Here is a 14,467-nt window from a genome sequence, read left to right as displayed (position 1 = left end):
TGGCCGCCAGGAGCGCCTACCGGTCGCCCGCCACCGCCGTCCACTGCTCCAGCGCCAGGGCGGCCGCTCCTCGCGCCCACTCATCGAACTCGAAGGGACGCAGCAGGACCGGCACCGCAGCCGCGGCCCAGTGCCGCAGACCGTCAACCTCCTTCTCGAAGGTCTCACGGTAGGCCTCCACCACGGCGACCCCCTCCCCGGAGACGACGACGAGCTCAGGGTCGATGTAGGCGATGAGGGTCCCCACCACCCTCCCGGCCGCCAGCGCGGCGCGGCGCAGCACGTCGTCGACGCCGGCGTCCTGACGCAGCTCAGGACCCAGGAGCTGCTGGAGGCTCAGATCCTCCGCCTCGCGCCCCAGACGCTCGGAGGCCGCACGCACGATGCCGGCGGTCGAGGCCAGGGCCCGGGCGCAGCCCGGGTGCCCGATCTCGCAGCTCGGTCCGGCCGGGTCCACCGGAAGGTGACCAACGCTGCCGGCCGCCCCTCTGGCCCCGGAGACGACCTCACCACCCATCACGATCCCGCAGCCGATGCCGGCACCGAGGGTGACCAGGGCGAAGGGGTCCTTGCCTCGCCCGGCCCCGAACCAGGCCTCGGCGTAGGCGAAGGCCCGCACGTCGTTGGCCACGGCGCAGGGCAGCCCGGTGGCCTCGGTGACCATGGCGGCCAGGGGGACGTCACGCCAGCCCAGAAAGCTGGCCACGACGACGGTCCGTCTCCCGACGACGGCCGCCCCCAGGGAGATCCCGATCGCGTCCGGTCGGCGGCCGCTGCGCTCGGCCAGGCGCGCCACGACCTCTGCGACGAGGGAGGTGACGGAACCCGCGTCGGTCCGGTTCAGCGGGAGAGCGTAACCGACCAGGACCTCCCCCAGCGGGTCTGTCAGGACGGCGTAGAGGCGGTCGGCCGTGAGCTTGATGCCCGCGACGGTGGCGGAGCCTGCGACGACGGCCAGGAGGCGGGTGGGACGCCCCGGCCCACCGGTCTCCACCGGGGGCTGCTCCTCAACGAGGCCGGCCTCGATGAGAGGTCGCACCGTGCGTGTCGTCGTGGCCGGCGAGAGCCCCAGGCGCTCTCCGAGGTCGCCGCGGCTCAAGGGACCGGTAGAGATCAGGGAGAGCAGCGCCCGGGCACCGAGGCTGCGTCCACCACCATCCATCACGTGCTCCCGCTCCTGCCGTCATCAACCGCCCGTCGGACCACAGGGCCCGCGACCTGGGACGACTCCCGTCGCCGTCCGCTTCGTACCGGTTTTGTACCTAGTTTGTACCGGCTTTATACCGACACTGTAGGGCAAACCCTTGCGGAATCTGGCGCCATCAATTATTTTCATCTTACAAGGAATCGCTCTTGGTTCCTGCTCCCCTCCCTGGAAGGACGATGATGACCCTCCATCTGCGCTGCGCCGACACCTCCGTGGTCCTCGACCTGCCCGATGACCGTTTTCCAGTGGTGCGCCACTGGGGCCCTGACCTCGGCGACGTCAGCGGCGAGGACCTGGTCGACGCAGGCCCGGCCGCCGCCACCTCCCTGGGCACCAACACCGCCTGGATCACCAACGACCTGCCGATCCTGCCCCTGGCTCACATCGGCTGGAGCGCGCGCCCCTCCGTGGCGCTCTCGCGCACCGACGGCTCGGCCTTCTCCCCCCACCCCACCACCTTCAGCCACGAGACCAGCACCGAGGACACTCCCGCCGGCACCGCCCACGTGGTCCGCTCCACCGGGACCGACCCGGCCCATCACCTCACCCTGGGCACGGAGCTGCGCCTGGAGCCCTCCGGGCTGGTGCGCCTGCGCGCCTGGGTCCGCGACGACCGCCCCGAGTCCGACGGGGATCACGGCGCCGACCTCGTCGTCGGCGAGCTGACCCCGGTGCTGCCCGTCCCCGACAGCGCCGATGAGCTGCTCGACACCACGGGCCACCACGTCCAGGAGCGCCGGCTCGTGCGCACTCCCTTCACGCCCGGCACCCGACTGCGCGAGTCCTGGGAGGGGCGCCCCGGGCACGACGCCGTCACCTGGCTGGCCGCCGGCCCCACCGGCTTCGGCTGGCGCGCCGGGCGCGTCCACGGCGTCCACGCGGCCTGGTCCGGCAACATCCGTCACCTGGCGATGAACCCCGCCTCGGGCCGCAGGCTCCTGGGCGCCGGAGAGCTGCTCCTGCCGGGAGAGGTCTCGCTGGCCCCGGGTCAGACCTACACCTCACCGTGGACCGTCTTCTCCTGGGGTGAGGGGCTCGACGCCCTGGCCCACCGCAGCCACGCCTGGTTGCGCTCACGCCCGGCCCATCCCAACCGTCCCCGCCCGGTACTGCTCAACACCTGGGAGGCCGTCTACTTCGACCACGACCTGGACAAGCTCAAGGCCCTGGCCGATGCCGCGGCCGGTGTCGGCATCGAGCGCTACGTCCTGGACGACGGCTGGTTCGGCTCCCGGCGCGACGACACCTCCGGCCTGGGCGACTGGCAGGTCTCCCCCGAGGTCTGGCCCGACGGCCTGGAGCCGCTCGTGGACCACGTCCACGCCCTGGGCATGGAGTTCGGCCTGTGGTTCGAGCCGGAGATGATCAACGTCGACTCCGAGCTGGCCCGGTCCCACCCGGAGTGGATCCTGTCCGACGGCGCCGGCGGGGCTCCCGAGCACCGCCATCAGCGGGTCCTGGACCTGACCGCCCCCGGGGCCTGGGAGTACCTGTTCGACGCCATCTCCTCCCTCGTGGAGCGCCTCGACATCGCCTACCTCAAGTGGGACCACAACTCCCCTCTGCTGGCCGCGGGGCACGAGGTCGCGGACCCCACCGCCGGACGCCGGGGGGCGGCCGCCGTCCACGACCAGACCCTGGCCCTCTACCGCCTCCTGGACGCGCTCCACGAGCGCTTCCCCGACCTGGAGATCGAGTCCTGCGCCGGGGGCGGCGGCCGCATCGACCTGGGGATCATGGAGCGCACCCAGCGGGTGTGGGCCTCGGACTGCATCGACGCCCACGACCGCCAGAACATCCAGCGCGGCACCACGCTGCTGCTGCCGCCCGAGCTGGTGGGCACCCATGTCGGCTCCGGGCGGGCCCACACCACCCTGCGCGACCTCGACCTCGACTTCCGGGCCGGTACCGCCCTGTGGGGACACATGGGCGTGGAGTGGGACCTCACCGAGGCCGATGAGGCCACCCGCGAGCGCCTGGCCTCCATCATCGCGCTGCACAAGGAGCTGCGCGGCCTGCTGCACTCAGGCGTGACGGTCCACGCGGACCTGCCCGACGACGACGTGCTGCGCATCGAGGGCGTTGTCGCCCCCGACGGCTCGGACGCCCTGTTCGAGATCGCCTCACTGGGCCAGCTCCTGGCCTGGCCCACGGCGCCGCGCCCGCTGCCCGGGCTGGACCCCTCGCGCCGGTACCACGTGCGCCTGGCTGCGCCGGCCTATCCCGAGCTGAGCCTCACGGCGGGATGGATGGCCGAGGGCGTCACCCTGCCCGGCTCCTACCTGACCACCACGGGTCTGGCACTGCCGGTGCTTCACCCCGACCACCTCGTCCTGCTGCGCGCGAGCGCCGTCGACTGACGCTCCCTTTTGAGCTCTGACGCCGGCGGAGCACTGAGGCCCCGCCGCTCGTTCTCTCCTTCTGACCGTCCGTCCACCTCCAACCACCTCCACCCCCTTTCCCACATCACCGTCGATTTGGAGAACCCATGTCATCTTCGACCCTGGTCGCGCGACAATCGCGTCGGCAGCGCAGACCGCGCTCCGACCTCAGGCTCGGCCTCGCCTTCATCCTCCCGGCGACGATCGGCCTCGTCGCCTTCTACATCTGGCCCCTCATCCGAGGCATCTGGCTGTCCTTCACCGAGTACAACCTCCTGACCCCCGAGGAGTTCACGGGACTGGACAACTACAAGCGCATGGTCCAGGACGACACCTTCTGGAACGCCGTCGTGGTCACCGTGGAGTACGTGGTCATCAACATCGGCCTGCAGACGATCCTGGCGCTTCTCATCGCCGTCCTCATGCAGCGGCTGACGCAGTCCACCTTCGTGCGCTCCATCGTGCTGACGCCCTACCTGGTCTCCAACGTGGTCGCCGCCATGCTGTGGCTGTGGATCCTGGACAACACGCTGGGCATCACCAACCAGCTCCTGGAGTCCCTGACCGGCTCAGCCGTGGACTTCTTCTCCTCGTCAATGGCCATCCCCACCATCGCGGTCATCAACGTGTGGAGGCACGTGGGCTACACGGCCCTGCTCATCTTCGCGGGCCTCCAGTCGATTCCGAGCACGGTCTACGAGGCGGGCAAGATGGACGGGGCCAGCGAGTGGCGGATGTTCTGGAGGATCACGGTGCCCCTGCTGCGCCCGATCCTGGCCCTGGTGCTCATCATGACGATGATTGGTTCCTTCCAGGTCTTCGACACCGTCTCGGTGGCCACCCAGGGCGGTCCCGTCAACGCCACCCGGGTCCTGCAGTACTACATCTACGACATGGCCTTCGGACGCTTCCAGTTCGGATACGCCTCGGCCATGGCAGTGGGCCTGCTGCTCGTCCTGGCGACGATCACGATCCTGCAGTACCGCATGACCCGTGCGGGCGAGACGGACCTGGACTGAGGAGGGCCACCCATGACAACCGCAACCACATCATCCTTCGGCAAGTCACCCGCTCGCTCCTCCTCGGGCTCCGCCGAGGTCTCCGGCCGCCGGCTCACCGTGGGCAAGGCACTGGCCTGGGCGGCGATGATCCTCATCATGGTCTTCACGCTGCTGCCCTTCTACTGGGTCCTGCGCACGGCCCTGTCCTCCAACGCGGGCATCACCGCCCACCCCACCAGCCTGCTGCCGGTGGACATCAACCTGCGCGGCTTCGCCCGCGTCTTCGGCATGCAGTCCACCGAGGAGGCACTGGCCGACGGCGGCAGCGGCGCCGCCATCAACTTCTGGCTCTACCTGCGCAACTCCGTCATCGTCTCCACCCTGGTGACCGTCGGTCAGGTCTTCTTCTCGGCGATGGCCGCCTACTCCTTCTCCCGCCTGCGCTGGAGGGGACGCGACACGGTCTTCGCGGTGTTCCTGGGAGCCCTCATGGTCCCCTCGATCTTCACGCTCCTGCCCAACTTCGTGCTGGTCAAGCAGCTCCACCTCATCGACACCTTCCTGGGGGTGGCCCTGCCGACCATGTTCATGACGCCCTTCGCGGTGTTCTTCCTCAAGCAGTTCTTCATGAACATCCCGCGCGAGCTGGAGGAGGCCGCCCTGCTCGACGGCGCCTCGAAGGTGCGGGTGTTCTTCACCCTCATCCTGCCCATGGCCAAGGCCCCGATCTCGACGCTCGCGATCCTGACCTACATCACGGCCTGGAACGACTACTTCTGGCCCCTGCTGGTCTCCTACACGGACTCCTCCCGGGTGCTCACGGTGGCCCTGGCGGTCTTCCGCTCCCAGGCCCCGCAGACCGGCCCGGACTGGGCCGGGCTCATGGCCGCCACCCTCGTGTCCGCCCTCCCGATGCTCCTGCTGTTCATGGCCTTCGCCCGGCGCATCGTCAACTCCATCGGCTTTACCGGAATCAAGTGAGGCACCAGATGACGACTCAACCGATCAGCCCTCTTCGCCCCTCACTGTCGCGCCGCGGCCTCCTGTGCGGCCTGGCCTCGGGGGCGGCCGCCCTGACCCTGGCCGCCTGCTCCTCGGGCTCCAGGAGCTCCGCGTCCGGCACCGTGGAGTACTGGATGTGGGACGCCAGCCAGCTGCCCGCCTACGAGGCCTGTGCCGAGGCCTTCGAGGCCAAGACCGGCATCAAGGTCAACATCACCCAGATCGCCTGGGACGACTACTGGACCAAGCTGACGGCCGGTTTCATCGCCGGAACCGGCCCGGACGCCTTCACCGACCACATCTCCAAGTTCGCCCAGTTCGAGGACCTGGAGGTCCTGGTCCCCCTGGAGAAGCAGTCCGCCTGGGCCGACGTCGACGAGTCCGCCTTCCAGGAGGGCCTCATCGACCTGTGGAAGGGCGAGGACGGTCACCAGTACGGCTGCCCCAAGGACTGGGACACTGTGGCGGCCTTCTACAACCGGGACATGCTCACCCAGGCGGGCCTGACCGAGGCGGACCTGGCCGACTGGTCCTGGAACCCAACCGACGGTGGCAGCTTCGAGAAGATCCTCGCCCGCCTGACCGTGGACAAGAACGGCGTGCGCGGCGACGAGCCCGGTTTCGACAAGAGCCGCGTGGCCGTCTACGGACTGGGGATCCAGGACGCCGGCACCGGGGACGGCCAGACCCAGTGGAGTCCCTTCACCGGCTCTGCCGGCGACTGGTTCTACACGAACAAGGAGACGTGGGGGAACCACTATCGCTACGACGAGAAGGTCTTCCAGGACACCATGGACTGGTACTTCGGGCTGGTGGACAAGGGCTACATGCCTCCGCGCGGAGCCTTCTCCTCCACCACCAGCACCGACGTCCAGCTCGGCAGCGGCAGGATCGCCATGTGCTTCAACGGCTCGTGGATGTTCGGCACCTACGCCAAGCTCGACGTCAACGTCGGCATCGCGGCCAACCCGGTGGGTCCCAACGGGAAGTCGGTCTCCCTGTTCAACGGGCTGGGCGACTCGATCTCCAAGCAGTCGGCCAACATCGACAACGCCTCCAAGTGGGTGACCTTCCTGGGAACAGCCGAGGCGCAGGACATCGTGGCCTCTCACGGGATCGTCTTCCCGGCCATCTCCTCCTCCACTGGCAAGGCCGTGCAGGTCTTCGAGGAGACGGGACTTCCCACCAAGCCCTTCACCCAGCACGTGGAGGACAAGTCCACGTTCTTCTTCCCGCTGACCTACTTCGGCGCGGACGTGGCGGCCATCATGAAGCCGGCAACGGACAACCTGTGGGCGAACCGGGTGCCCGCCTCGACGCTGACGAAGTACAACGAGCAGGTCAACCTCCTGTTCGAGACCTCCAAGCACGAGAAGGGCTGACAGCCCGGACAGCTCCCAGTAACCAGGGGGTGGTGGCCCGAACCCGCGGGCCACCACCCCCTGGCGTCAGCGCAGGTTGATGATCTGGCCGGTGTCGACGTCGACGTCGATGCGCTCGGCCGCCGGGTGGCTCGGCAGTCCCGGCATGGTCGACAGGTTCCCGCAGATCGCGTAGACGTAGCCGGCTCCTGCGGCCAGGCGCACCTCTCGCACCGGCAGGCGCCATCCGGTGGGAACGCCCTTGAGACCGGGCTCCGCGGACAGGGACAAGGGTGTCTTGGCGACGATGACGGGCAGGTTGCCGAAGCCGTCCCGTTCATAGGCGTCCAGCAGCCTGCCCGCGGCGGGGGTGTAGTCCACGCCGTCGGCGCCGTAGAGGGCGGCGACCTTGGCGATCTTGGTGCGCAGGTCGTCCTGCGGCTCGTAGACGGGACGGGTGGCCGGGCTGGTGGAGTCATCAGGGCCCTCTTCGCCCTCGCTCTCCTGGCAGGCCTCGACGACGGCGCGCGCCAGGTCGAGGCAGCCCTCCCCGCCTTCGGTCACAGGATGGCAGACCGCCACTCGCGCCCCGGCGTCGCGAGCGATGCGCGCTACCTCCTCGATCTCGCTGTCATGGTCGGAGGGGAAGACGTTGACGGCCACGATCGGGGTGATGCCGAGGCTCCGCACGATCTCCAGGTGCTTGAGCAGGTTGGCGGCGCCGGCGCGCACGTCCTCGACGTTCTCCTCGAGCATGGCCTCGGGCAGGTCCTTGCCGCTGACGAGCCGGTGTCGCCCGGAGTGGGCCTTGAGCGCCCTGACCGTGACCACGACGACGGCGGCGTGCGGATGCATGCCGGAGACGGAGCACTTGAGGTCCACGAAGCGCTCCAGGCCCATGTCGGCACCGAAACCGGCCTCGGTGAGGACGTATCCGCCCTTGCGGGCACCTGCCGCCGCGACGCGGTCGGCGATCACGGAGGAGCAGCCGGTGGCGATATTGCCGAAGGGGCCGGTATGGACCAGGACGGGAGTGCCCTCTCCGGTGCGCAGCAGGTTGGGATCGAGGGCATCGCGCAGGACGGCGCACATGGCGCCGGCGGCTTTCAGGTCCTCGGCGCTGACCCACTGCCCGCTGCGGTTGCGTCCGATGACGATGCGTCCCAGGCGCTCGCGCAGGTCGGCAAGGTCCGTGGCCAGCGACATGATGACCATAAGCTCGCTGGCCGGGGTGATGTCGAAGGAGGCCTGCCGGGTGACGCCGTCGATCTTGGCTCCCAGGCCCGTCACGATGTGGCGCAGGGCGCGGTCGTTGACGTCCAGGACCCGGGGCCAGGTGATGGTGCGCTCGTCGATGTCGAGGTCATTGCCGTGGTGCAGGTGGTTGTCGATCATCGCCGACAGGAGGTTGTGGGCGGCGGTGATGGCGTGGAAGTCACCGGTCAGGTGCAGGTTCATTCGTTCCGCCGGGAGGACGCGGGCGCGTCCGGAGCCTCCGGCGCCGCCCTTGATACCGAAGGTGGGCCCCATGGCCGACTGGCGCAGGGTGAGGATCGCCTGCTCGCCGAGGCGCACCAGTCCCTGAGCCAGTCCGATGGCCGTGGTCGTCTTCCCCTCCCCGAAGGGAGTCGGCGTGATCGCGGTGACGACGACGTAACGCGCCCCTTGCGTACCGTCGGCCTCCTGCTCGCCGGGGTCCAGCACGCGCAGATCGATCTTGGCCACGTCGCGGCCGTAGGGAATGACGTGCTCGGCGGCGATTCCCGCCGAGGCCGCCAACGCATCGAGGTCAACCGAAGTCCGGGGGCCGTGGGCAGCCGGGATCGCCTGGGTCATGAGGCAAGCCTAGATGATTGATTCCGGCTGGAGACATCGCCACCGCACTGGACATCACCGCTGATGACCTGTTGAAGGCCCACCCCGAGACCACCCCGCCCCGCCCGCCGGTGGGGATCGCACCATGAAGCCGGCCAGCCCCGACCAGCCCCGGGCACGTACACGAGCTCCGTGCCATGCTGGCCACAAACCTCTTCTTTTATCTATTCTGGCCGGCATTAAACAAAGTTTCCTTCTGGGGTTGTGTTGTCGGGTGGTTTTGGGGGTATCGATATAGAATGTGTGTGTGGTTGTTGATGTGACTGCGGAGGAGCGGGATGTTCTTCTGGCGTGGAAGAAACGCGGTGACTCGTTCGTCCTGGTGCGTTTAAAGGCTGAGGCCATTTTGTATGCCTCTCGTGGTGTCGGCACGGGTGTTATCGCTGAGATGGTCGGCCGCAGCCGCAGGACGGTGAGCAACTGGCTGCGCCGCTGGCGGTGCTCCAGGTTGCACTCGGTTGTCACTGGGCACGCCGGCAACGAGAACGCCGCCAAGCTCACCCGCGCCCACAAGGAGCAGCTCAAGCGGATCCTGAGTAGGCCACCGGCCCAGAGCGGGATCAGGGCGGACTTCTGGGACGTACCGGCCCTGCGTGACGTGGTGCGGATCAAGTTCGGCGTGGAGTACGCCTCAGACTCCTCCTACCAGCTGCTCCTGCGCTTCGTGGGGATGAGCTTCAAGCTGCCCGACCCCTTCGACAAGCGCCGCGACGAGGCCGCCGTCACCGAGCGAATGGACCAGGTCCGTCAGGAGGTCGCCGACCTGCTGGCCCGGGGCTGGGAGGTCTACACCGTCGACGAGGTGCGCGTCGAGCACGAGGCCGTCACCCGGCGTATGTGGCTGCCCACCGGCCGTCGGACCAAGATCTATGTCGACCGAGAACGCTCGGCCCAGTCTTTCTTCGGCGCCCTGAGCCTGACCAGCAAGCAGGTGCGCGTCTACCCCATCGAGGGCAACCAGAACGCCGAGCAGGTCACCCTGGCCCTGGCCCGTCTGGTACGCGAGACGGCAAACGACAAGATCGCTGTTGTTCTTGACAACGCCGGCTTCCACCACGCCAAGGCGGTCACTGACCTGTATGAGCCCGGCCAGGCCCTGGAGCGCGTCAGGCCGATCTACCTACCTCCTTACGCGCCCGACCACAACCCAATAGAGCACGTCTGGAACACCGCCAAGAAGAACATCTCAAACATACAACGAGACAACCCCGAGGAAACCTACACCGCATTCACCAGCTACATCACCAGCCGCACCTTCGACTACGACTTCGAGCACCTACCCATCACACCAACCCAAGAAAAGCTTGATTAAAGACCGCCATCGCACAATAAGTCACCCTCAGTTCGCGAACCAACCCGCCGATAATATCTGCCCCCCCATTTTCTCCTCTCAAGTGAGCCAATTTACGCACATTTGCGTGATCCGATGCGCTGCTCTACTTTCCTTCCTACCCCCTCTTCCTACGAAGGACTCCCCGTCATGCGACTGCGTCCCTGGCCGATTGCTCTCACCTGCTCCCTGCTGAGCATCACCGCCTGCTCCTCACCCGCGGGCCTGCACGCCGTCCAGGCCTCGGCAACACCCACATCGACGCCTCGGACAACGATCGGGACCGTGGAACCCATTGCGGACAAATCGGGATTGGAGGACTCCGGGCTGACAAAAGCGACGATGAGTATCCAGGCCGAGGAGAATGCCGTCGTTATTGACGATGACGGCGTGGTCTACGTGGCGCCCCGTCAGGACAAGACGGCCGACCTCAGCGTCCACCGTGTCCTGTGGGATGGGACCGAGACATGGTCCGCAAGCGTTCCCGTCCCGGCCGGTGCCGCCGAGATGAGACTGCGGATGAGTCACGACCCGGGACTTGGCGCAGTGGCCGTCTGGTTCTCGGACCCATCGGCCGATCCGAGCACACCCGGCACCGTGGTCCTTCGGCACACGGACCCGCTGTCGAGCGCGACGACATGGTTCGACGTCGCCAGCGGACAACAGACCTCCCAGGATCTTCGAACGGCACAGGAAGAGGCATCCGCCTCCCGCAGCGACACCGCTCTGGTGGGAGCGGTGCACATGGTCGACCAGAACACCACGTCAGGCATGACCTACCTGGGCAAGGACCGCACCTTCACCACAACGGACTGGTCCGAGCTGGGGATCGGCGAGGGAACAACGCTGTCAACGCTCAACCAGTGGTCCGGCACACCCGTCGTGGGTACCGGCGCACTCGCAGGTACCGACGGCGCCCTGCAGCTCGGCGCCACCCGCATTGCCTCGGCCGCACACGGCGCTCTCAGAACGACCTACGGCTCCACACACATGGTGGTCACACCCATGGAGGAGGGTCATCACTTCTGGCTCGTCGACCAGGCCGGGGCCGCCACCGAAGTGAGCACCACCGGCAGCTGCAACGTGGACCTTGATCACACGGGGAACTCCTCGGTCTCCTCGAGCCACGCCTACCTGGGTCTGCTTCGGGTGAGTCTCGCGGACGGAACCACCGAGTGCCTGGCGGACGCGTCCCCGGATGCGGACCTCGAGATCGCCGGAGGCTTCTCCGACGGCAGTCTGCTGCTGACGGAGCCAACCGATATTGATTCCTCCATGTCATGGCTGGTGCCTGCCGACCGGTCCCAGCCTCTCGCCGTAGGACACATGGGGCTGGTCCGGGTCCGCTCCGACCACATCATCGACGAGGTGCCTATCAAGGGCACAACCACGATCAACGCCTTCGACTACCGCGACCTGCTCCCACAGAAGTAGGGCGCCCTCACCTCGGCGGCCGCTCCTCGTCAAGAGCGTCCTCGATCGCCCGCAGGGTCGTCTCCCGACTGTAACCCTTGCGGCCCAGCATCGCCGCGGTGCGGCGTCGACGAACTTCCCAGGGCAGGTGACGCGTGGAGATCAGCTTCTTGCGAGCCAGAGCCAGGGCCGCCTCGTTCTCATCCTCGGAGTCGATCTGGTCCAGGGCCGCAGCGACGTCCGACTCCTCCAGGCCCTTGCGCCGCAGCTCCTCGGCGATGGCCCGCCTCGCGGCCCCCTTCTCCGCGAAGCGGGTGCGGGCCAGGCGGGCCGCGTAGGCGGCGTCATCGATCACCCCGACCGCCTCCAGGCGGTCAAGAACCTCCTCGGCGATACGAGGGTCCACCGCCTTGCGCTCAAGCAGGTCCGCCAGGGCGGCACGTGGGGCCGCGCTGCGGTCGAGGCGGCGCAGGACGATCTCCCGCGCCGCCTCGACCGCCTGCGCGTGGGCATCAGGGGTGAGCCAGGGCATCAGAACCCGCCGGCGTCCTCACCGAAGATGGTGTCCGCCTCCTCCGCTGCAGCATCCTTGGCAGCCTTGGTGGACTTGGCACCCTTGGCGGACGCAGTGGCCTTCTTGCCGCGTCCACGAGCGCTCTTGACCGCGCCTGCGGCAGCGTCGTCGTTCTCCACCGGGACGGCGGCTGCGGCCACAGCGGCCTCGGCGGCGGCGAGCTCCTCGGCCTCTCGAGCCTTACGGCCGGGCTCGCCGATCCCCAGAGCCGCAAGGATCTTCTCCTCGATCTCTGCGGCCAGCTGCGGGTTGTCCTTGAGGAAGTTGCGCGCGTTCTCCTTGCCCTGGCCGAGCTGATCCTCCCCGTAGGTGAACCAGGCACCAGACTTGCGCACCACACCGTTGTCCACACCCAGGTCCAGCAGGCTGCCCTCGCGGGAGATGCCCTGCCCGTAGAGGATGTCGAACTCGGCCTGCTTGAAGGGCGGTGCCATCTTGTTCTTGACGACCTTGACCCGGGTGCGGTTACCCACGGGCTGGTCGCCGTCCTTGAGCCCACCGATACGACGCACGTCCAGACGCACCGAGGCGTAGAACTTCAGGGCCTTACCGCCGGTGGTGGTCTCCGGGTTGCCGAAGAACACGCCGATCTTCTCACGCAGCTGGTTGATGAAGATGGCGGTGGTGCCGGTGGAGGACAGGGCCCCGGTGATCTTGCGAAGCGCCTGGCTCATGAGACGCGCCTGGAGACCGACGTGGGAGTCACCCATCTCCCCCTCGATCTCGGCCTTGGGGACCAGGGCGGCCACGGAGTCGATGACGATGATGTCCAGACCGCCTGAGCGCACGAGCATGTCGGTGATCTCCAGGGCCTGCTCACCGGTGTCCGGCTGAGAGACCAGGAGGTTGTCGATATCCACCCCTAGGGCCTTGGCGTAGACCGGGTCGAGGGCGTGCTCGGCGTCGATGAAGGCCGCGTTGCCCCCGGCCCGCTGCGCGCTGGCCACGGCGTGCAGGGCGACGGTCGTCTTTCCGGAGGACTCCGGTCCGTAGACCTCGATGATGCGGCCTCGCGGAAGCCCTCCGACCCCCAGGGCCACGTCGAGGGCGACCGACCCCGTGGGGATGACGGAGACCGGCGGGCGGGTGTCGTCACCCAGGCGCATGACGGAGCCCTTACCGAAGTTCTTGTCGATCTGGGCGAGGGCTGTGGCCAGGGCCTTGGAGCGGTCCTGGGTCTGGCTGGCAGCAGGCATTGTTCTACCTCGGTTCTCGGGGCGGCTCGCAGCCGCGGTGGGCATGGCTGGTCAACTTCGGCGAGGTCCCCTCTCCGGGGCTCACCAACGACGGTATGCCTGACCACTGACATCTATCTCCGCACCTCATCAGTCCTGTGGACCCAAGGTGCGTCGTCGTCGTTCGTGGAGAACAGTACCCGAACACCTGTTCGATCTCGACATCGTTGTCCCACGCGTGTCGGCCGCTGCGCTCGCCCCACCACCCCGCCTCAGCGGCGGGGATCGGAGCGGAAGATCCAGCGCTCGGCGTCCGAGCGCTCGGTCTCGTCGCACAACAGGGCCCACACGCGCTCCGGCGCCACCCCGTCATCGAGCGCCTGCACGCAGGTCGCGTCCAGCTCGGGCAGAACCAGGTCCTGCGCCAGCGACCGGCCGTAGGCCGAACCGAAGACCGCCTCGACGGCGTCCCAGAACTCCGAGTGCTTCACCACTTCCCTCTCTTCAACAGACAACCCGGCGGCGAGCCCACTCAAGGTGGTCCCACCGCCGGGGAAGGTCAGCTCATCGGCCGCAGCCGCGGGTGCCTCCAGGACACCGCACTGGGTGCATCAGCAGATGATCACCGCAGGGCGATCCCCTGCTGACGCACGAGCTCATCGGGAACTGTGTCCGGAATCATAACGCCTTCGGTCAGGGCGATGCGGTCGGAGACCTCGCGCAGCACCATGGACAGGGGGGCGTCGAGAGCCTGGCAGATCGAGGCCAGCAGCTCGGAGGAGGCCTCCTTCTGACCGCGCTCGACCTCGGAGAGGTAACCCAGGGAGACGCGGGCCTGCGAGGAGACCTCGCGCAGCGTGCGCCCCTGGTGCTGCCGGACGCCGCGCAGAACTTCTCCGATCTCGCGGCGCAGGACGACATTCTCGTGCTTCGGGGTGTCCACGGACACACCGTACCCTGCCCCGGGTCCCTGGCGCATCGGCATCCGGTTGTTGATCGGGCGAGTGGTGCGGGGGTGAGTCGTGTTGTTCATCATCTGGCACAACCATTCACGTCGTGGATTCATTCCCGCCACGCGAGGCCAGTTCTCCGGCTCCGGTGGCGTTGAGCCCCACTCTACCGGCATTCCTGGGAGAAACCTGAAACGC

At 67.9% G+C, this 14,467-nt stretch carries 12 protein-coding genes; 6 read left to right on the top strand and 6 right to left on the bottom strand.

Features of this window, described 5'->3' with window-relative positions; all coding sequences use genetic code 11:
- Positions 1-16: 16 nt before the first annotated feature.
- Complete coding sequence (locus EL340_RS01765; RefSeq protein ID WP_126415260.1) at positions 17-1,162, bottom strand: ROK family transcriptional regulator; 1,146 nt, start codon at positions 1,160-1,162, stop codon at positions 17-19.
- A 224-nt stretch (positions 1,163-1,386) separates the two neighbouring features.
- Here EL340_RS01765 and EL340_RS01760 point away from each other — a divergent pair, with 224 nt between their 5' ends.
- From EL340_RS01760 to EL340_RS01745, 4 genes are all read left to right on the top strand, one after another.
- On the top strand, positions 1,387-3,567 hold the full coding sequence (locus EL340_RS01760; protein WP_126415259.1) for an alpha-galactosidase: 2,181 nt from the start codon (positions 1,387-1,389) through the stop codon (positions 3,565-3,567).
- Positions 3,568-3,695: 128 nt separating this feature from the next.
- Entirely contained in the window at positions 3,696-4,607 is a 912-nt protein-coding gene (locus EL340_RS01755) for a carbohydrate ABC transporter permease (protein ID WP_126413156.1), read from the top strand.
- A 12-nt stretch (positions 4,608-4,619) separates the two neighbouring features.
- The gene (locus EL340_RS01750) at positions 4,620-5,570 is read left to right on the top strand and encodes a carbohydrate ABC transporter permease (RefSeq protein ID WP_126413155.1); all 951 of its coding nucleotides are present in this window, start codon (positions 4,620-4,622) and stop codon (positions 5,568-5,570) included.
- An 8-nt stretch (positions 5,571-5,578) separates the two neighbouring features.
- A complete protein-coding gene (locus EL340_RS01745) occupies positions 5,579-6,973 on the top strand; it encodes an ABC transporter substrate-binding protein (RefSeq protein WP_126413154.1) in 1,395 nt (464 codons plus the stop codon).
- 66 nt (positions 6,974-7,039) lie between these two features.
- On the opposite strand, the gene EL340_RS01740 is transcribed toward EL340_RS01745, so the two are convergent.
- Positions 7,040-8,788, bottom strand: a complete 1,749-nt coding sequence (locus EL340_RS01740) for a formate--tetrahydrofolate ligase (RefSeq protein ID WP_126413153.1) — start codon at positions 8,786-8,788, stop codon at positions 7,040-7,042.
- Positions 8,789-9,074: 286 nt separating this feature from the next.
- On the opposite strand from EL340_RS01740, the gene EL340_RS01735 reads away from it, so the two are divergent.
- Together EL340_RS01735 and EL340_RS01730 are read left to right on the top strand one after the other, a co-directional pair.
- Entirely contained in the window at positions 9,075-10,139 is a 1,065-nt protein-coding gene (locus EL340_RS01735; protein ID WP_126413152.1) for an IS630 family transposase, read from the top strand.
- A 168-nt stretch (positions 10,140-10,307) separates the two neighbouring features.
- The gene (locus tag EL340_RS01730; RefSeq protein ID WP_126413151.1) at positions 10,308-11,591 is read left to right on the top strand and encodes a hypothetical protein; all 1,284 of its coding nucleotides are present in this window, start codon (positions 10,308-10,310) and stop codon (positions 11,589-11,591) included.
- A gap of 7 nt (positions 11,592-11,598) precedes the next feature.
- Here the strand turns inward: EL340_RS01730 and EL340_RS01725 are convergent, their stop codons facing one another.
- From EL340_RS01725 to EL340_RS01710, 4 genes are all read right to left on the bottom strand, one after another.
- Entirely contained in the window at positions 11,599-12,102 is a 504-nt protein-coding gene (locus tag EL340_RS01725) for a regulatory protein RecX (RefSeq protein WP_126413150.1), read from the bottom strand.
- The gene (recA, locus tag EL340_RS01720; RefSeq protein WP_126413149.1) at positions 12,102-13,340 is read right to left on the bottom strand and encodes a recombinase RecA; all 1,239 of its coding nucleotides are present in this window, start codon (positions 13,338-13,340) and stop codon (positions 12,102-12,104) included. The genes EL340_RS01725 and recA overlap by 1 nt, the downstream gene beginning before the upstream one ends.
- Before the next feature lie 251 nt (positions 13,341-13,591).
- The gene (locus EL340_RS01715; RefSeq protein WP_126413148.1) at positions 13,592-13,810 is read right to left on the bottom strand and encodes a DUF3046 domain-containing protein; all 219 of its coding nucleotides are present in this window, start codon (positions 13,808-13,810) and stop codon (positions 13,592-13,594) included.
- Positions 13,811-13,941: 131 nt separating this feature from the next.
- Positions 13,942-14,352, bottom strand: coding sequence for a helix-turn-helix domain-containing protein (locus EL340_RS01710; protein WP_009233673.1), 411 nt, complete (start codon positions 14,350-14,352; stop codon positions 13,942-13,944).
- Between the last annotated feature and the right edge of the window lie 115 nt (positions 14,353-14,467).

Source organism: Actinomyces viscosus (assembly GCF_900637975.1).
Classification (GTDB): domain Bacteria; phylum Actinomycetota; class Actinomycetes; order Actinomycetales; family Actinomycetaceae; genus Actinomyces; species Actinomyces viscosus.
The sequence above is the reverse complement of the archived record's forward strand: the minus strand, read 5'-3'. Positions and strand labels throughout refer to the sequence as shown.